Source organism: Streptomyces cinnabarinus (assembly GCF_027270315.1).
Classification (GTDB): Bacteria; Actinomycetota; Actinomycetes; order Streptomycetales; family Streptomycetaceae; genus Streptomyces; species Streptomyces cinnabarinus.
In genome coordinates this window covers 5,718,515-5,735,728 of sequence record NZ_CP114413.1, presented here as the reverse complement: position 1 = coordinate 5,735,728, position 17,214 = coordinate 5,718,515, and the positions used below count along the sequence as shown (strand labels likewise).

The window sequence follows — 17,214 nt, the reverse complement described above, 5'->3', positions numbered from 1 at the left end:
CCGTTCACCCCTGGTGAGCGGGGCTCTCGGCGTTCGCGGCCTCGGGTTGCGGCGCCGCGGGGGCCGTCCGCCGTTGCAGCGCCTGCTCCTGGGAGTACGCCCGCAGGTAGCCCACCACGGTGTTCGACACCGCCACCAGCGGCACCGCCACCACCGCGCCCCCGATGCCCGCGATCATGCCGCCCGCCGCGACGGACAGCACCACCGCCAGCGGATGCACCCGGACCGCGCGGCCGAGGATGAACGGCTGGAGGATGTGCCCCTCGATCTGCTGCACCGCGAGCACCACCGCCAGCGTCATCACCGCCGTGAACACGCCCTGGGTCACCAGAGCGACGACGACCGCCAGGGCGCCGGAGGCCACCGCGCCCACGAGCGGGATGAAGGAGAACAGGAAGATGAAGACGGCCAGCGGCACGGCCATCGGCACATCGAGGAAGTAGATGCCGATACCGATGAAGACGGCGTCGATGAGAGCCACTATCACCGTGCCGCGCACATACGCGGTGAGCGTCCGCCACGCGGCCGGACCGGCGCCCGCCACACCCGGCCGGGCGGCGGCAGGCACCAGCTTCAGCGACCACTCCCAGATCCGCTTGCCGTCGTAGAGCAGGAAGAGCGTCGAGAAGGCGGCCAGCAGGATGCCGGTCAGCGCCTCGACGATGACCGTGACGCCCTCAAGGCCCGCCGAGGTGATCTCGTCGGTGTTGGCGCCGATCGTGTCGCGCAGGTTCTCGGCGATGTCGTTGATCTGCTTGTCGGTGACGTGGAAGGGGCTGTCCAGCAGCCAGTTGCGCAGTTCGTCGATGCCGTCCTGGACCTGGTCGGAGAGATTGTCGATGTTCTCCATGACCTGCCAGGTGACGAACCAGCCCATCAGGCCCATCACCACGAAGCCCAGGATCGCCGTGAGCGCGGTCGCGAGGCCGCGCGGGACGCCGTAGCGGCGCAGGCGGGCCACCGTGGGCTCCAGCAGCGCGGTGATCAGCAGCGCCGCGACGAAGGCCAGCACCACCAGTTGTACGGCGCTGATGACCCGCATCAGCACCCAGACGGTCCCGGCGAGCACCAGCAGCCGCCATCCGGCCTCGGCGGCGACCCGTACGCCCCACGGCACGGCCAGCGCGGGATCGGGACGCTCGGGCGCGGCGGGTACGGGTTCGGCGGGTACGGGGACCCGGTCCGCAGGCGGGGCCGGGGCCTTCGGGGTCGGTGCGGGCGCCGGGTCGGCGCTCTCGCGCTCCACCTCGGCGCGGCGCTCGTCCAACCGCTTTTCCATCCGCGTCAGTCCGGCCCCCAGCCGACCGAGCCACCCTGGCACTCGCGCCATGATCCGTCCTCTTCCCCCGTCTTTCCCCACCACTCCCCCCTGGAGTCGTCGGCTCCGACCGTACATGGCGAAGCCCCTCACCGTAGGACGGTGAGGGGCTGCCAAGGGTTGAGAGGTGCCGCGAGGCGCCTAGTACCAGTGGTTGGCCTGCCAGAACGACCAGGCGTCGCAAGGACTGCCGTAGCGCTCGTTCATGTAGTTGAGGCCCCACTTGATCTGGGTGGCCGGGTTGGTCTGCCAGTCGGAGCCCGCGGAGGCGTACTTGCCGGCGGGCAGCGCCTGGAAGAGACCGTAGGCGCCGGAGGACGGGTTCACGGCCTTGTAGTTCCAGCTGGACTCGTGGTCCACGATGTTGCTGAAGCACTGGTACTGGCCGGACGGCACCATCTGCTGCGCCATCGCCTGGATCTGCGCGATGGTGTACGAGCTCTGCACCGCGAAGCTGGTGGAGGACCGGGAGGCCTTCGCCTCGGCCTCTTCGCGCTCCTTGGCTTCCTCGGCAGCCTTCGCCGCCTTCTCGGCGGCGTCCTTCTTGTCGATCGCGGTCTGGGCGGCGGCCCTGCGGGCCGACTCCTCCGCGTCCTTCTTGGCGCTCGCGTCCGCCGCGATGGCCTGGACGTTCGCCTGCTGCGTCAGGGACGCGGTCTGCACCTGGGCCTGCTGACCCGTGGGTATGTCCGCGAGGAGCGTCGCGTCGGCTGCCGTCGCTTCGGCGTCGTTGTTCTGCGCGGTGCTGCCCGAGGCAACGCCGACGACGCTTCCGACAGCGGTGACCGCGGTGGCCGAGGCCACTGCGAATCCCCGGACCGAGATCCGGCTCACACGGTTTCCTTCCAGCATCGTCCGCTTCGGTGACCCTGGCGGACGCAATCGTGCCCCTGGCACTGGCCTCCCAACTGCGGGGTCACGGGAGGCGCGGGCCCGGTGGGCAACTCCCCTGCGGGGAGCGCCGCGTGGTGCACGGGCGGCATACGACGACGCTATGGAGTTAGCGGTGCTTCTCAAGTGGTGCCGTACCGCTGGGGGTACAGATGTGTCGTATGCGGGGCCTGACAGGAGTGAGACTCTGCCGTAACCCGACGCCGCAAGGCAATTCTGTGTCGGGTGTGAAAGCTCACATCTCGTTTGACCCAGGGAGTTCTGAGAATCAGCAACACGCCGAAGCGCCGCCCGGCTAGGCTCTAGGCCTTTGCCAGACGGCGCCAACTGGTAGCTATGGCCTCAGATTTGGCCGTCCTCCAGCATTTCGGTCACAAGGGCCGCAATCTGGGACCTCTCGGACCGCGTCAGCGTGACATGCGCGAAGAGCGGATGCCCCTTCAGCTTCTCCACGACGGCGACGACACCGTCGTAGCGCCCGACCCGCAGATTGTCCCTTTGTGCCACATCGTGGGTCAGAACCACCCTGGAATTCGCTCCGACTCGGGACAGAACGGTCAGCAGAACGTTCCGCTCCAGGGACTGCGCCTCGTCCACGATCACGAACGCGTCGTGCAGGGAACGGCCGCGGATGTGGGTGAGCGGGAGGACCTCCAGCATCCCGCGCGCGGTGACCTCCTCGATGACCTCGCGGCTGGTGACCGCGGACAGCGTGTCGAAGACCGCCTGCGCCCAGGGGCTCATCTTCTCGGCCTCGGTGCCCGGCAGATAGCCCAGCTCCTGCCCGCCCACGGCGTACAGCGGCCGGAAGACCATCACCTTCTGGTGCTGACGGCGCTCCAGCACCGCCTCCAGACCCGCGCACAGCGCCAGCGCCGACTTGCCGGTGCCGGCCCGGCCGCCCATCGACACGATGCCGATGTCCGGGTCGAGCAGCAGATCGAGCGCGATGCGCTGCTCGGCGCTGCGCCCCTTGATCCCGAACGCTTCCCGGTCGCCGCGCACCAGACGGACGTTGCCCTCGGCCGTCACCCGGCCCAGCGCCTTGCCGCGCTCGGACTGGATGGTGAGACCGGTGTGCACGGGCAGATCCGTCACCTCGGGCACATGGACATGCCCCTCCTCGAAGAGGATGTCCACCTGCTCGCCGGAAAGCGTCAGTTCGGACATTCCGGTCCAGCCGGAGGAGTCCGTGATGGCGAGTTCGGCGCGGTACTCCTCGGCGAGGAGCCCGACGGACGAGGCCTTGATCCTGAGCGGAAGGTCCTTCGACACCACGGTGACGTCGAACCCCTCGGCCTGCAGATTGCGGGCGACCGCGAGGATGCGGGAGTCGTTGTCCCCCAGGCGGTAGCCGCTCGGCAGAACGCTGGGGTCCGAGTGATTGAGCTCGACACGCACCGTCCCACCGAGGTCCCCGATGGGGATCGGTGCGTCGAGACGGCCGAACCGCACCCGGAACTCGTCCAGCAGGCGCAGCGCCTGCCGGGCGAAATAGCCGAGTTCGGGATGGTGCCGCTTGGCCTCCAGCTCCGTGACCACGACGATGGGGAGCACGACCTCGTGCTCGTCGAAGCGGCTCAGGGCGTTCGGGTCGGCCAGCAGGACGCTGGTGTCGAGAACGTAGGTGCGCCGGTCGGGCGTGCGGCGCTTTGTGCTGGTCACCACGGAAGGACGTACCCCCTCGGAAGAGGTCGGGGAGCGACGGAGAGGAGCTGGACCGGTCGACGGCCCCCGTGCACGGGCCGAGAACCGGCCCTCCGCTGCTTCGTCCGTACGGTGACCGCACGATCGGGCTGGTGCAAAGGGCCTCCCGGGCGGACGGCCCCGTGCCGTCCGCTGAGATCCGACACCCGTGGTTCGGGCGTCGACCTGCTTGGCTTATGCCCTCGAACAAGCGCTGCCATGCCACGGCATATGACGGCGCGCTGATGAACTCCTCATTACTTCCGCCCCAAACGGGGTACTCCGGGAGCCCCGTGGGCCCCCGCCGCGCTCAGCCGCCGTAACGGCGGTGGCGGGCCGCGTAGTCGCGGAGCGCGCGCAGGAAGTCGACCTTGCGGAAGGCCGGCCAGAACACGTCACAGAAGTAGTACTCGGAGTGCGCCGTCTGCCACAGCATGAATCCGGACAACCGCTGTTCGCCGCTGGTGCGGATGACCAGATCGGGGTCGGGCTGGTCGCCGGTGTAGAGGTGGCGCCCGATCATCTCGGTGTCGACGGTGTCGGCGAGCTTCTCCAACGAGGTGCCCTTGTCGGCCGCGTCGAGCAGCAGCGAGCGCATCGCGTCGGCGATCTCCTGGCGTCCGCCGTAGCCGATGGCGACGTTGACGAGTATTCCGTCGATGTGCTCGGTGGTGTCCTCGGCCTCTTTGAGGGTGGTCTGCATCTGCTGCGGCAGCAGATCACGGGTGCCGACGTGGTGGACGCGCCAGCGGCCGTCGGCGGCGAGGGTGCGGACGACGTCCTCGATGATGCCGAGCAGCGGGACGAGTTCGTCCTGCGGCCGCTCGAAGTTGTCGGTCGACAGCAGCCAGAGCGTGACGACCTTCACGTCCGTCTCGGAGCACCAGCCGAGAAACTCCTCGATCTTCTCGGCCCCGGCCCGGTGTCCGTGCACGGTGGTGGAGCCGGCCGCCTTCGCCCAGCGGCGGTTGCCGTCCATGATGACGCCGATGTGCTGGGGCACCTGAGCGTGGTCCAGGTGGCCTTCCACCCGGCGCGCGTACAGCCTGACCAGCAGGCCGCGCAGCTTGTCGCGCAGGTTCACGTGATTGTCAGCCCCTCCGTGCGGATCGGGCGGCCGTCGCCCCGGCAGGTGTGCCGAGGGCGGTCCCAGCCCGGTGGCGGTCCCCGGGCGCTGCCCGGCGGTGGTCCCCCGGGGCCGAAGCCTACCCCCGTGAGAAGAAGGGGCCGGGCGAGGCTTTGCACGGAAGCGGTGGGAGGCGGTCCGGAAGCGGTGGGAGGCACTCCGGACACAAAAGAAAACGGGCCGGTCCGTGGGGGGGAGACGGACCGGCCCGAGGGGGGGTTTCCACCATAACCCTTCGTAAGTGATGCTGCGCGCATCGGCGTGCCACAACTACTCTCCGAAATCGGACGGCGACGCGGCGAGGGGTCCGGAGGGGGCGTTTCGCAGGGTGTTCATGGCCGGAACACAGCGGATTCCCAGGGAATTCGGGCGTGACATGAGGGGCAGCGGCCGACTTTGGCGGCGGTTGCGCCACACGGGGCGAGTTGTCCGCCCTTCCCTCCCCCGGGTGACCCGGGCAGCGAACGTCGGCTTGACGTCCGGACGGGGTTGTACGGCGACCTGTGCGCCGCAGATGAGCATGGCACCGCGCAGCCCCCTCCTCTGCGCGGTACCGCCCGCGCAGCTTTGCTGACGCGAATTGCCTTGGTCTGAACTTACGTGAGATGCGCGTGAGGCGCGAGTGACAAGCGATAACAATGCGGACAAGGCATGAATCCTTGAATACGTAGGCGATCATCCCGCGGAGCCCTATTTGCCGCCTTTGCTCCATTACGCCCGCCTCTCAGTCGTACCCCCGTGCCGCACCCCGCGCTGCCGCCCGAAGAGGACACGATCCGACCTAGATCACCCCTACCGTCGCCCTATGACGGTGACGATCTCCTGGCACGAGGCGAGCGCGCGGCGGCTCGAACGGCAGTTCCTGGCCAATCCGGCGGCGGAGGGCACCACGGTCCCCGACGTCGTCTCGGCGATGCTCGGCGCGCACGCCCAGGTGCTGTCCGCGGCCGAGCTGTCGATCGGCGTCCGGAGCACCGGCCTGACCCGGACGGACGTACGCGCCGCGCTCTGGGAGCACCGCTCCCTGGTGAAGACCCACGGCCCGCGCGGCACGGTCCATCTGCTCCCCGCCCGGGAACTCCCCCTGTGGACCTCCGCCCTGACCGCGATCCCGTCCGGCGCGGGCTCCTTCGCGCCCGGCGTCCGGGTCACGGACGAACAGGCGCGCCAGATCGTGGCGGCGATCGGGGACGCGCTGGACGGGGTGTGCCTGACGATCGACGAGTTGAGCGAGGAGGTCGTGGCCCGGACCGGCTCCTGGGCGGGTGACCTGGTGATGCCGGCCTTCCAGGGCCTGTGGCCGCGCTGGCGCCAGGTCATGCACCGCGCGGGCCAGTCCGGCGCGCTCTGCTTCGGCCCCGACCGCGGCCGCAAGGTGACCTACACCCGCCCCCCGCACTTCGCCCCCCTCCCCGCCACCGAGGCAGTGACCGAACTCCTACGCCGCTATTTGCACGCGTACGGTCCCTCGACCCCGGCGTTCTTCGCCAAGTGGCTCGCGGCACCGGACGGTTGGGCCGGCCGGCTCTTCGGGAGGCTGGCCGGCGACGGTGTGATCGAGGAGGTCGATTTCGAGGGGGCCCCGGCGTGGGTGGTCGCGGGCGACAAGGAGTTCCCCTCCGGCGGATGGAAGGGAGTGCGGCTGCTGCCGTACTTCGACGCCTACGCCATCGCCGCGCAACCCCGGCAGTCGCTGTTCCCCGGCGAGGCATACCGGCGGGCGCTGGCGGGTGGGCAGGCCGGGAACTATCCGGTGCTGCTGGTGGACGGGGTGACGGCCGGGGTCTGGCACCAGCGGCGGCAGGGGCGTCGTACGACCGTGACCGTGGAGGTACTGGGCGGCGGCGAACTGACGGCCCGGCAGGAACGGGAGTTGACGGAGCAGGTGGAGCGGGTGGGCGAAGTGCTGCAGGCGCGGCCCGAGTTGGTGCTGGGAGAGGTGAAGGTGGGCCCGCACGCGTGAACCGGCCTCGGATCGGCGCGGCCGGCATCGATCAGTCCAGCTTGCGGGCCTCGATGAGGTGACGGGTGCTGTGGGCGACGAAGGGCCCCTCGTCCTGGATCCGCTGATGCAGGGACCGGAGTTGAGACTCGTACGCCTCGACGGTGAAGCCGGGGACCATCCAGATCACCTTGCGCAGGAAGTGGACGACCGCCGCGATGTCGTGGAACTCCATGCGCAGTTCCTCGGCGCGCAGGTCGACGACCTCCAGCCCGGCGGCCTCGGCATCGGCGCGCTCTCGTTCCGGATCACGGCCGTTGCGGACTTCCTCGGGCTGCGGCCCGAGGAAGTACTCGACGAGTTCGACGACGCTGTGCGGTCCGACGTGCTGGGCGAAGTAGCAGCCGCCGGGTTCGAGCACCCGGGCGATCTCGGTCCAGTGCGCCCGCACCGGGTGCCGGCTGCTGACGAGGTCGAAGGCGCCGTCGGCGAACGGCAGCGGGTCCGGCTCGGGCGAGGCGACAACGGCGACGCCGCGGGACCGGAGGAGAGCGGCGGCCTTGGCGAGGTTCGGTGCCCACCCCTCGGTGGCGACGGTGAGAACGGGGGCCTTGGGCGCTCGCCCGAGGGCGAAGTCGAGTACTTCCCCTCCCCCGGTCTGGAGATCGAGGGCGGCAGTGGCGCCCGCGAGCTTCTGGGCGAGGGAGACGGCGTATCCCCAACTGGGGCGCGCCTCGGTGGCGCGCACGCGGGTGGTGGCTCGCACGCTGGTAGTGGCCGGCTCCTGGATGGTGTCCCGCCCCTGGACGGTGTCCCGCCCCTCGAACCAGGAGAAGTCCCAGCCCTCGGTGGGGACGGCGGCGCCCTCTGCGACGAGGTCATCGAAGCTGCGGTGGCGGCTGTGCGGGTGGCCCATGGCCAGATGATCGCAGGAGCGGGCGGGCCCCGCCGCCGAATTTCTGGGTCATACGGCGCTGCTAGCTTCAGCGGTATGACGAACCCTGAGACGACGGACATGGACACGGACGCGGGCACGGACACGGGCACGGGCACGCAGTACACGGCCGGAGACAAGGAGACGCTGCACGCGAGCCTCGACCGGATGCGGGACGCGGTGCTGTGGAAGCTGGAGGGCTTGAACGACGCGGACCTGCGCCGCCCGCTCACCCCCTCGGGCACAAGCCTCCTGGGCCTGGTCAAGCACCTGGGCTCGGTGGAGTACGGCTGGTTCGTCTCGACCTTCGGCGGCGAGGCCGAGCCGCTGTGGTTCGACCCGTACAGCGACGAGGACATGCGCGCGGACCAGGGCGAGACGACCCAGCAGATCATCGACTTCTACGGCCGTGCCCGCGCCGCGGCGGACCGCACGATCACCTCGCGGTCCCTGGACGACCTGGGCCGACCGGACTGGCGGAGCGAGGACGTGTCACTGCGCTGGGTCCTGGTCCACATGATCGAGGAGACGGCAAGGCACGCGGGTCACATGGACATCGTGCGGGAGTTGATCGACGGGGCGACGGGAGTCCGGCGCCCGGCGTCGTCCTGACTCATGCGTCCCCCGCGGGGAGCATGAGCATGATGTGCTCGTCCTCGCCGTGGGTGAGAGTCCCGACGCGCTGGAATCCGTGCTTCTCCAGGAGCCGGACGGAGGCGGTGTTGTCCTTGAACGGGTCGGCGTACAGGGGCCGTACCGCCTCCCGTCGCAGAAAGAGCGCGAGCGCCCGACTGCCGACGCCGCGCCCCCAGTAGGACCGCCCGAGCCAGTACCCGATGAACCGGCGGTCGCCGTCCGACCAGGAGACAACACTCCCGGCGACCTCCCCGTTCACGACGACGGTCTGCACGAGACAGTCGGGATCCCCGATCACACGCTCCTTCCAGTGCCGCATGAACTGTTCCCGAGGCCGCGGCGCGAACCGGGACCGCCGGACGGCGTCGGGATCGTGCTCGAAGTCGAGGAAGATGGGGAGGTCGGCCTCGACAACGTCACGCAACTCCATGGTGTGACCACTCATGTCGGGGAGTGTGGCACCAGGCACTGACAACGGCGGTGACTACGGGACGAGGGGCCGCACGCCCTCGGCAACGAACCGCACGAACCCCTCGGGGTCGGGCTCGTCCCCGGTCGGCTGGAGCACAACTGCGTCAGCCCCGGCCTCAGCCAGCCGCTGCACGGCCTTGGCAACGGCACCGGCGTCTCCGGCGACACCGAGGCCGGGGACGTCCGCGAGCCCTTCCTCCGTCAGCTCCCTGAGCAGCCGTTCGGCAGCGTCGGCTCCGGTGGCGGCGAGGAGATAGACGACGAGGCGATGAGGATCGGTACGCCCGGCGGCGGCGCGCCCTTCGTTGATGAGCTGCCGAGCCCGCCGTACGCCGTCCGGTGGGGTGGAGGCGGTGAGCAGGGTCCCGTCGGCGCACTCACCGGAGAGCCGCAGCGAACGGGGCCCGGTGACACCGGCGATGACGGGAACGGCGGGCCCGCTGGGCGGCCAGTCGAGAGCGACGTCGTCGAGCCGGACGTAGCGCCCTCCGGTGGTAAGCCGTTCCCCACGCAACAGGGCCCGCAGAGCAACAAGGTGCTCCCGCAACAAGGTCACCGGCGACTCGACCCGAGCCCCCACCTGCCCCATCCACTCCTGCACCCCGTGCCCGACCGCGACGACGGCCCGCCCGGGAAACATCCGCTCAAGAGTGGCGGCCTCCATCGCAGTAACAGCAACGTTCCGCAACGGCACGGGAAGCAACCCGATCCCGACCCTCACCCGCTCGGTCCAGGCCAGCGCCGCGGCAGCAGCGGAGACCCCGCCTTGCCGAAAACAGTCCTCCCAAAGCCACAGCTCCTCAAGCCCGGTTTCATCGGCAAGCCGGGCGATGGAGCGGAGGTCCTCTGGCGGGAGCTGCGGACGGAAGACTGCGCCTAGTTGGGTCATGGGGGTGTTCCTACCCAGGATGGAGCATGCCGTAGTACGGGTACAGACTCGGGATGCCGGCCCCGCCGCGGCGGGCGATGCCGACGATTTTGCGGTACAGGCGCACACGATCAGCGCTTCCACGACGATGAAGCCGATCTGAAACGCCCGGGACTTCTGGGCCGCGACCAGATCCCAGAACGGCCACGCGCCGACACCGAAGACGAAGAGCAGTACGGACAGCAGACAGCCGAGGCAGACCGCACGATCAACGAACGGTCGCTGGATGACCCGGGCCAACGAGACTGGCAGAGCGAGGACGCATCACTGCGGTGGGTCCTGGTCCACATGATCCAAGAGACGGCAAGGCTCGCGGGACATGTGGACAAGGAGCGGGAGCTGATCGACGGGGCGGCGGGGGGGGGCGGTGGCTGAACCTCGCGCCCCAAGTTGCACTGGCAACACGGGAATGGAAGAGAATGCCGCAACAGCCCTGTAGCCACTCACCCAACCGCGGTGCGCTGACCACGTAAGTGCAAACGGGAGGTCCCATGGGGGAGCACGACCGCCTGGTAGCTGACTACACACTCCTGGAGTCTTCGAGAACGAATCTGCGGGACATCAAACGGGCTCTCGAAGGCATCGACAAACATCGCGATGACATCCATGACATTTGGGGCCATAGCGACATCACGGGCAAAATGAATGATTTCGTCAACAACTGGGACAACTACCGACGCGAACTCCTCGAAAACGTGCAGGACTTGGGCGAGCACGTCGAGACGGCGCTCGAGAGCTTCCAGAAGCTGGACCTCGACCTCGAGAACGCGACCAAGCCGAAGCGCGGCAGAAGCGGGAGAAAGTAGCCGATGGGTACGGGCACGGGCAGGCGCCGACCGGTCGACTGGCATCCGCTGGCGGAGAAAGACCCGATCCCCGGCGACCCGGAGGACATCCGCCACGAGGTCAACAGGATGACCGACCTCGCCGGGACCCTTCGCGACCAGGCTCGCATCCTGCGTCAGGCCGCCGACGGCGAGGCACTGAAGGGCAAATACGCCGACAAGATCCGCGAGAAGTCCGACGAGCTCGAGAAGCACTTCCGCGAGACGGCGGCCCGCTACGAACGCGTGGTCGGCGATCTCGGCAACTGGGCCAACGAGTTGGAGGACTTCCAGGAGCGAGCCGACGGCGCCTTACGATCCGCGAAGCGGGCCGACGAGGAACACGCCGCCGAGGTGAGGAAAAGGGAAGCCGAGGCCAAGAAGGACGGCAAGGACGGTGACAAGCCGTCGGCGCAGGAAGCTGACCCAGACAGCCACCTGGCGCCATATCACAAGCAGCTCAACCAGGTCATCTCCGAGCGCAACTCCCGCGCCGAGCACTTCGCGGCGAACATCGGCCATGACATCTCGGACATCATCAAGGACAGCCGGTGGGAGAACATCAAGGACTGGGTCCACGAGCACGCGGACACGATCAAGAGCGTCGTTGAGATCCTAAGTTGGGCAGCGACCATCATCGGGGTCATCGCCCTCCTCTTCACACCGGTCGGATGGGTGGCGACCCTCGTCACCTGGGCCGCCCTCAGCCTCACAGGGCTCGTCGGCCTCGGTCACACTCTGCTGGCCCTCTCCGGTGACGGGAGCTGGACGGACGTCGCCATGGACGTCTTCGCGCTGGCGACGCTGGGTTTCGGCAGCATCGCGATGAAGGGCGTGAAGGCCGCGACGACAGCACTCAAGGCCGCCAGCAGGGCAGGCCGGTTCCAGCGCTACGCGAATCTGCGCAAGCTCCTCGACAAAAACATCACCCGGTACGGCACGGACTCGGTCCGCGGCGCGAAAGCAGCACGCGCGAAGAACGCGCTGCGTCAGATCGGCGCGAAGGAAACACGGCCCGCGACAACCCGGCTTGACCGGCTGCTAGGAGGTGACAGGGAGGTCGTCAGCGCGACCAAGTTCGCGAGGGCCATGCGGGCCGAGTTCGGCGGGAATCCTGATGTAGTGAGGGCAGCGGATGCGCTGGACAAGGCCGCACTGAAGTTCAAGCTGAACTACGGCGCCGCTACCGCAGTGGACGTTGGCGACAAACTCGGAGAAAAGGGCCCCTATGCAGACCAGTACGGCGACGCCAAAGATGTCCTGACGCGCGAAGTCGGGAGTCGCTGGTGATCGCTGCGGAGTGCAGATTGGCCGATGCCAACTCAAGGCCAAGCTTGAGGGAGTGGAGATAGTGGCGACAATCCCGGCGAAAAGCCCACAAGAATCGCGGGCCATGAAGTTCCTTGCTGTCTACACACTGGGGCCAGTCCTCTGTCTCGCCTTCCAGGACCTCGGCAGCAAGTACGGCGGCATGGACTGGCTCACGTACGATTACGTAGCGTGGCCGCTAATGATCGCGCCCGTACTGATGCTGATCCTTTTCTTCCGGAACCGAGAACTCATCCGCAACACGAGGATGGGCTCCAATTTCTCCCAGACGATCAAAATCGTTGCCGCCATGTACCTGTTCTGGAACATCATCGGAGCCATCGGTTACAGCTTCCTGGCCGTGATTCCCGTTCTCTGCTGTCTGACGATCCTGGTGGCCGACTGGCAGATCAAGAAGCAGGCCCGCACGTGAGCACGCCAGAACAGCCAGCCCCCGTTGGGGTAACCGCTCCCCGCCGCTATGAGCTCATCCTGCCACCCGGGTGGGTTCGCATCCCCCTGCGCGAGGGAACAAAGGAAGCACTTCAGAACGTCCTCTTCTCGCACATGGAACAAGTCCCGGAGGGTATTCCCCGGGACGACGCGATGCGCTTCCGGCTGGACATGCGTCGCCAGTTGGAGAAACAGGCCCGTGCGGCCAGGAGAAACGGTGGCCTTGACCTCTACCTTCCGGTGCTTCCGCGCGGGGGAATCTTCCTCATGGCCTCCTTCATCGTTGCCGAGATGCCAATCGGCCATCACCATGCGGTTCCCCCGCAGGCAGTCATTGATCAGCTGGCCAACGAGGACGTCCGAGGCGGAAGCGCGACGAAGGTCGACGTGGCAGGGGCGCCCGCAGTCCGTCGCACCTACAGCTCCACCCTCGACGAGGAGAAGTCGAGTTCCGCCGCCGATTCCGTACAGCAGGCCGCGCTGCCGACGCGGCGGGTCGATTACGTAATCCCCGTGCCGGACGACCCCGGTCGCTGGATCAGCATCGACTTCTCCACACCGGGTGACGGCGACGTCGACAGTGAAATCACCGACGTGCTGGTCGAGTTGTTCGACGCGGTGGTCGGCACGTTCAAGTGGAGTTACGAGTGAGCTGGCTCAACGTCAAGCACGCCATGAATCTGTCCCCTTGGATCCGCATCCCGCTCATGTGGCCGGAACCGGGCCTTGAAGACGTCGCGGAGGCACAGACGCCTGAATCGTGGGCACGCTACTTCGCCGAGGGCCTCTGGGAGGACTTCGCGTCGGAGAAGCCGGCGGCGGGCGAAGTCGACCTGCTGACCGACATCCTGACGATGTACGCCGTCAGAGCGCCTGCGGCCTTTCCGGACTTCGAGGTCTTCCTCCACCTCCCGCACCCACGGGAGATCCCCCTGCCCGCATATGTCGACCTGGTGGAGATCGAGGAGGGCGAGGACCGGGAAACGGCACTGCGAGCACTTACGCACGCCGATGCGAGCTACTCGATCGAACCCCCTATCGTCGAGGCCATCACTTCCCCGTATCTGGGAAGCGGCTTGCGGGTGCTGCGCTACTACCAGGACGAGGACAGTAACGAGGTACACGTTGGCCTCCGTTACGCCTGGCGCTACGAGAAGGGCACGGAGGCCGCGGACATCCTGATCATCCTGGCCGACCCGGACGCCGGCCGGATCCTCCGGGCTATCGACGACGTCGACGAATTCGCCCGCACTGTCCGGATCAGCCCGGATGAGGAAGCGGATGCTTGGCAGTCCCCGTGATCCTTCTCGCCGTTGACTCCGCGGGGCGGCGTGCGGTTTGCCTTGAAGCTGACGACGGACTCGGCTGAGACGTTGGCGCGGGCGTGCCGGACCCTCGGGGGCGGTTGGGCTCGTGTCCGCCGACGGGATGGGACGAGCACGACGCGTGCCAGCGGCGTCCAGGCCGTGGTCGAGGACATGACGCCAGCAGACTCGCCGGTGCCGTTCTACGTACGGTCGAAACCCACGCCACCGGCGGATACGGACATCTTGTCGCCATCGATGGCGAGCCGGGCGATGGAGCGGAGCTCTTCTGGGGAGAGTTGGGGACGGAAGACTGCGCCTAGTTGGGTCATGGGGGTGTTCCTACCCGGGCGCGGCGGGGCGGACAACGGGGCCGAACGGCTTCTCGAAGCTGACCGTCTCGGCGATCTGGCGAAGGATGACCCGGTACTCGTCGCGGCGGGCCAGGGCGGTGGTGCCGAGGGTGAGGACGGCCAGGCGTTTGCAGTCGGGGTGGGGAAGGTGGGCGCGGAGCTGGAGAAGCGGCGTGTCCACGGCGGCGGAGAGAGCGGACGTAGACTCGCTGACGGTGGCGGGCCCGCAGGGCAGCTCCAAGTACTCGACATAGGCGCCGCCTTGGGTCACCGACGTGGCCGACACCGCGCGGGCCGCCATCACGCCCCGCGGAACCGTGGCCGTCCGACGCCAGGAGACGGTGAAGAGGGAGAAGAGGGGTCTCGCTCCCCCTCCCACGTCGTCGCGATGCAGGCCGATCGAGCAGTGCACGGTGCCGATCTCGCGTAATGCGGCGAGGAGTTGCTGGCCAGACGCGACCTGGGCGATGAGCTGCTGGCGGAGCAGTTCGTCCGGGGCCGCGTTCAGGAAGGGTTCGGCGGCCGTCCGTAAGGCGTGGGCGGCTGTTGAGTCCGGCTCGGGCAGCAGGGCGTCCAGGGGCAGGGGCAGGAAGCCGGGCGGTTCGGCGAACCAGAACTCCGCGTCGGGGTCCTCGGCGGAGTCGTCCACGACGATCGTGGGGGCGGTGCTCATGGCTCCTGCCTGGCGGGGGTGACGGCGACCGCCGACGGCAGGAACCTGGCTCCGGCCCGGCGTGCGCGTTCGATGTCTTCCGGGGTGATGCCGTCCCACTCCCGCCGTGCGGCCCGTGCGTCGAGCGCGGACGGCTGGTAGAGGAAGTGCAGCCGCCGAGGGGCACCGCGCCGACCGTTCACCGCCACGACCCCCAGGAACCGGGGGTCACCGGCGAACCAGAGCGGCTCCAGCATCGCCTTGAGCTCCGGTCTGGTCCGCGGCCCGCCGATGTGTCGCAGCCACCAGTAGGCACGGAAGTGCTTGACGAAGGTGAGCGGAATCCCCCTCTTCCCACGGCTACTGGGATCAGGCAACTCGATCCACATCTCTCCGACCTCGGCATCGGGGTGCTCATCGAGGGCGCGGGGGGCGTTGGGGAGGAGTTGCCAGGGGTAGTGCTGGAGGACTTGGAGGGTGCGGAGGGCGGTGGGGAGGCAGCGGAGTTGGACGAGGGTTCGGTAGAAGCCGTAGACGAAGTAGGGCATGAAGATCCACACGGCCCAATTGGGGGTGCGTGTGGAAATGCCGAGCAACAGGACCCAGCCGCCGGCCCAGCCCACGAGACCGATCACATTCATGCTCATGTGACCCGCCCAAGCGCGCCGAGTGGGAGGGTGGTCCCAAGCCGTCGAATATGCGGCAGGATTCACGAGATCGCTCCTTTGCCCTGGGAATCAGAGGACATGACGGGCCAGTGCGTAGATTGCGCCCGTGTCCAGCGCAAGCCGCGATCCATCGATACCTGCGACCGTGCCGTCCTTGATGCCGTCGTCCTCGGCGTCCACCACCTTGTTGTGAAGACCGAATCCCCCGGTCCCGACTCCGACCAGCCCTGAACTGCCCTGTACCGCGCGGGCCGCCTTCTCCGGGTCACTCAGTCCCCGCACGGCCCTCACGACCAACGCGTTGTCGAGGCTCGCCACACCCTTCGCCTCATCCATGGTCCTCGTGCCGACCACGGAGAGCTTCTCCCCGAGACTGACTGCCGTGGTGCTGCGAGCAGCCTCCCTGATTCCCGCGAACGCGCCCTTGCCAACCGCACCTACGCCGGGCAGTGCTCCCGCGAGATCCGCTCCGACCGACACCGAGTTGCTCCAGAAGTCAGCATCAAGTTCGCCGTGCCGGATCCCGTCCCACAGAGATGCTCGTACTGCGGGATCGCCGAGCCGGAGGAACAACGCCGTAAGACTGATCGCCGAAGACCCCAGCATCAGCACTCCCACCGTCGCGAGGCCCCACCCCAGTGGCCCGGAGAGAAGCAGTGCGGCCACCGCGATCGTGCCGGCCAGGAAGCTGAGGACGTCCGGCAGGTTCTCGCCGAGCCAGTCGAGCGCGTCGTCGAACCACCCCGGCTCATGCGGCGCCAGCTTCTGCGTCGCCGCCCGGATCTTCCCCGCCCGGTGCTTGGCCCTGGCCTCGTGCTCCTCGGCGAGCCGCCGCGCCCGGCCGAGTACCTTGTCCAGTTCCGACTGGGCGTCGTCGACAACCGCCTCCGCCTTGCCCTCCGCACGCTTCACCGCGTCGCGAGCATCCTGCGCGTCACTCTCGAGCCGCTTGGCGCGCCGCTGGAAGTCGTCGAGTTCCGTCTCCCAGCGGCTGAGTTGAGTGACGGCCTTACACAGCGAACGCGCGGCGTTCCTGAGATTCCGCGGCAGCGGCCCACCATCGAGCTGCTCGCGGAAGGCAACGGCGGCGTCGCCCTTCCAGTAGCTGCCGTCAAGGAGCTTGGTGACGAGGTCGTGGGTGTCCTCCAGGACCTTCGCGCAGGCGGCGAGTTTGAGATGCAGATCCCGGACGGTCTGGGTGCTGCCGGGGACGGGGTTGAAGCCCAGGTGGGGATAGTTCGGGTGGGGAATGGTGGGCGCCGACTTGAGCCCCTGGGGCTTGTCCAGGTCCGCGCGGGACTTGGGGTCGAGGGCGGCGCCGGTCTCTTCGATGCCGGGGGCGTAGGTCACTTGGAACCACCGTCCGCACCACTGCCCGACCCGCCCTTCGCGGCCTTGCTCAGCGCCGCCTCCAGGGCCTTGTCGACCTCCAGATAGCTATCCCGGCTCTTGCCGATGATCTCGGCGAGATCCTCCGTCTGCTTGCCGATCTCCTCGGCGCCGTACTTCCAGTCCTCCTGGAAGTCCTCACAGGCGCAGTCGAGATCGTCCGTACCGAGTCCTGTGACCGTCGAGTCGAGCAACGCCTTGCGGACGCCGTTCAGTGAACTGCGCGACTTCCGCAGCGAGTTCATGAACCGAGTCAGCTCACCACCATCAACAGCCAACCGCTCCGCCATCCTTCGTCCCCTCTCCCTGCACGCCAGGCACCGTACGGAGG

Annotated in this window: 19 protein-coding genes; 8 read left to right on the top strand and 11 right to left on the bottom strand. The window is 68.2% G+C overall.

The genetic code is table 11. The annotated features are described in order from the left end of the window. Positions 1–4: 4 nt before the first annotated feature. From STRCI_RS26110 to STRCI_RS26095, 4 genes are all read right to left on the bottom strand, one after another. Complete coding sequence (locus STRCI_RS26110) at positions 5–1,330, bottom strand: AI-2E family transporter (protein ID WP_269661400.1); 1,326 nt, start codon at positions 1,328–1,330, stop codon at positions 5–7. Between the two features lie 129 nt (positions 1,331–1,459). Continuing rightward, entirely contained in the window at positions 1,460–2,152 is a 693-nt protein-coding gene (locus STRCI_RS26105) for an aggregation-promoting factor C-terminal-like domain-containing protein (RefSeq protein ID WP_269661399.1), read from the bottom strand. Between the two features lie 399 nt (positions 2,153–2,551). Beyond that, the gene (locus STRCI_RS26100) at positions 2,552–3,877 is read right to left on the bottom strand and encodes a PhoH family protein (protein ID WP_269661398.1); all 1,326 of its coding nucleotides are present in this window, start codon (positions 3,875–3,877) and stop codon (positions 2,552–2,554) included. A gap of 328 nt (positions 3,878–4,205) precedes the next feature. Then, the gene (locus STRCI_RS26095) at positions 4,206–4,979 is read right to left on the bottom strand and encodes an isoprenyl transferase (protein WP_269661397.1); all 774 of its coding nucleotides are present in this window, start codon (positions 4,977–4,979) and stop codon (positions 4,206–4,208) included. An 847-nt stretch (positions 4,980–5,826) separates the two neighbouring features. Here STRCI_RS26095 and STRCI_RS26090 point away from each other — a divergent pair. After that, on the top strand, positions 5,827–6,984 hold the full coding sequence (locus tag STRCI_RS26090; RefSeq protein WP_269661396.1) for a winged helix DNA-binding domain-containing protein: 1,158 nt from the start codon (positions 5,827–5,829) through the stop codon (positions 6,982–6,984). Between the two features lie 31 nt (positions 6,985–7,015). Here STRCI_RS26090 and STRCI_RS26085 read toward each other — a convergent pair whose 3' ends face one another. Then, a complete protein-coding gene (locus tag STRCI_RS26085; RefSeq protein ID WP_269661395.1) occupies positions 7,016–7,879 on the bottom strand; it encodes a methyltransferase domain-containing protein in 864 nt (287 codons plus the stop codon). Positions 7,880–7,978: 99 nt separating this feature from the next. Between STRCI_RS26085 and STRCI_RS26080 the strand changes: the two genes are divergently transcribed. Further along, positions 7,979–8,509, top strand: a complete 531-nt coding sequence (locus tag STRCI_RS26080; protein WP_269664646.1) for a DinB family protein — start codon at positions 7,979–7,981, stop codon at positions 8,507–8,509. Position 8,510: 1 nt separating this feature from the next. On the opposite strand, the gene STRCI_RS26075 is transcribed toward STRCI_RS26080, so the two are convergent. Next, positions 8,511–8,978 (bottom strand): GNAT family N-acetyltransferase, encoded by a 468-nt coding sequence (locus tag STRCI_RS26075; protein ID WP_269661394.1) that lies wholly within the window; start codon positions 8,976–8,978, stop codon positions 8,511–8,513. 39 nt (positions 8,979–9,017) lie between these two features. Then, positions 9,018–9,893: an LLM class flavin-dependent oxidoreductase gene (locus STRCI_RS26070; protein ID WP_269661393.1), complete on the bottom strand. Its 876-nt coding sequence runs from the start codon at positions 9,891–9,893 to the stop codon at positions 9,018–9,020. On the opposite strand from STRCI_RS26070, the gene STRCI_RS26065 reads away from it, so the two are divergent. From STRCI_RS26065 to STRCI_RS26040, 6 genes are all read left to right on the top strand, one after another. Continuing rightward, the gene (locus STRCI_RS26065; RefSeq protein WP_269661392.1) at positions 9,885–10,307 is read left to right on the top strand and encodes a mycothiol transferase; all 423 of its coding nucleotides are present in this window, start codon (positions 9,885–9,887) and stop codon (positions 10,305–10,307) included. The two genes, STRCI_RS26070 and STRCI_RS26065, sit on opposite strands and share 9 nt — an antisense overlap. A 116-nt stretch (positions 10,308–10,423) precedes the next feature. Continuing rightward, a complete protein-coding gene (locus tag STRCI_RS26060; protein WP_269661391.1) occupies positions 10,424–10,738 on the top strand; it encodes a hypothetical protein in 315 nt (104 codons plus the stop codon). Positions 10,739–10,741: 3 nt separating this feature from the next. Then, positions 10,742–12,046 (top strand): putative T7SS-secreted protein, encoded by a 1,305-nt coding sequence (locus tag STRCI_RS26055; RefSeq protein ID WP_269661390.1) that lies wholly within the window; start codon positions 10,742–10,744, stop codon positions 12,044–12,046. Positions 12,047–12,098: 52 nt separating this feature from the next. After that, a complete protein-coding gene (locus tag STRCI_RS26050) occupies positions 12,099–12,497 on the top strand; it encodes a hypothetical protein (protein WP_269661389.1) in 399 nt (132 codons plus the stop codon). Then, complete coding sequence (locus STRCI_RS26045; RefSeq protein ID WP_269661388.1) at positions 12,494–13,168, top strand: hypothetical protein; 675 nt, start codon at positions 12,494–12,496, stop codon at positions 13,166–13,168. Before STRCI_RS26050 ends, STRCI_RS26045 begins: the two co-directional genes overlap by 4 nt. Next, on the top strand, positions 13,165–13,818 hold the full coding sequence (locus tag STRCI_RS26040; protein ID WP_269661387.1) for a hypothetical protein: 654 nt from the start codon (positions 13,165–13,167) through the stop codon (positions 13,816–13,818). The genes STRCI_RS26045 and STRCI_RS26040 overlap by 4 nt, the downstream gene beginning before the upstream one ends. Positions 13,819–14,163: 345 nt before the next feature. On the opposite strand, the gene STRCI_RS26035 is transcribed toward STRCI_RS26040, so the two are convergent. The 4 genes from STRCI_RS26035 to STRCI_RS26020 all read right to left on the bottom strand — a co-directional run bounded on the left by STRCI_RS26035 (position 14,164) and on the right by STRCI_RS26020 (position 17,128). Then, entirely contained in the window at positions 14,164–14,847 is a 684-nt protein-coding gene (locus STRCI_RS26035) for a hypothetical protein (RefSeq protein ID WP_269661386.1), read from the bottom strand. Beyond that, the gene (locus STRCI_RS26030) at positions 14,844–15,473 is read right to left on the bottom strand and encodes a hypothetical protein (RefSeq protein WP_269661385.1); all 630 of its coding nucleotides are present in this window, start codon (positions 15,471–15,473) and stop codon (positions 14,844–14,846) included. Before STRCI_RS26030 ends, STRCI_RS26035 begins: the two co-directional genes overlap by 4 nt. Positions 15,474–15,563: 90 nt before the next feature. Continuing rightward, complete coding sequence (locus tag STRCI_RS26025) at positions 15,564–16,844, bottom strand: hypothetical protein (RefSeq protein WP_269661384.1); 1,281 nt, start codon at positions 16,842–16,844, stop codon at positions 15,564–15,566. After that, positions 16,841–17,128 (bottom strand): hypothetical protein, encoded by a 288-nt coding sequence (locus STRCI_RS26020; protein ID WP_269661383.1) that lies wholly within the window; start codon positions 17,126–17,128, stop codon positions 16,841–16,843. The genes STRCI_RS26025 and STRCI_RS26020 overlap by 4 nt, the downstream gene beginning before the upstream one ends. Positions 17,129–17,214 lie beyond the last annotated feature (86 nt).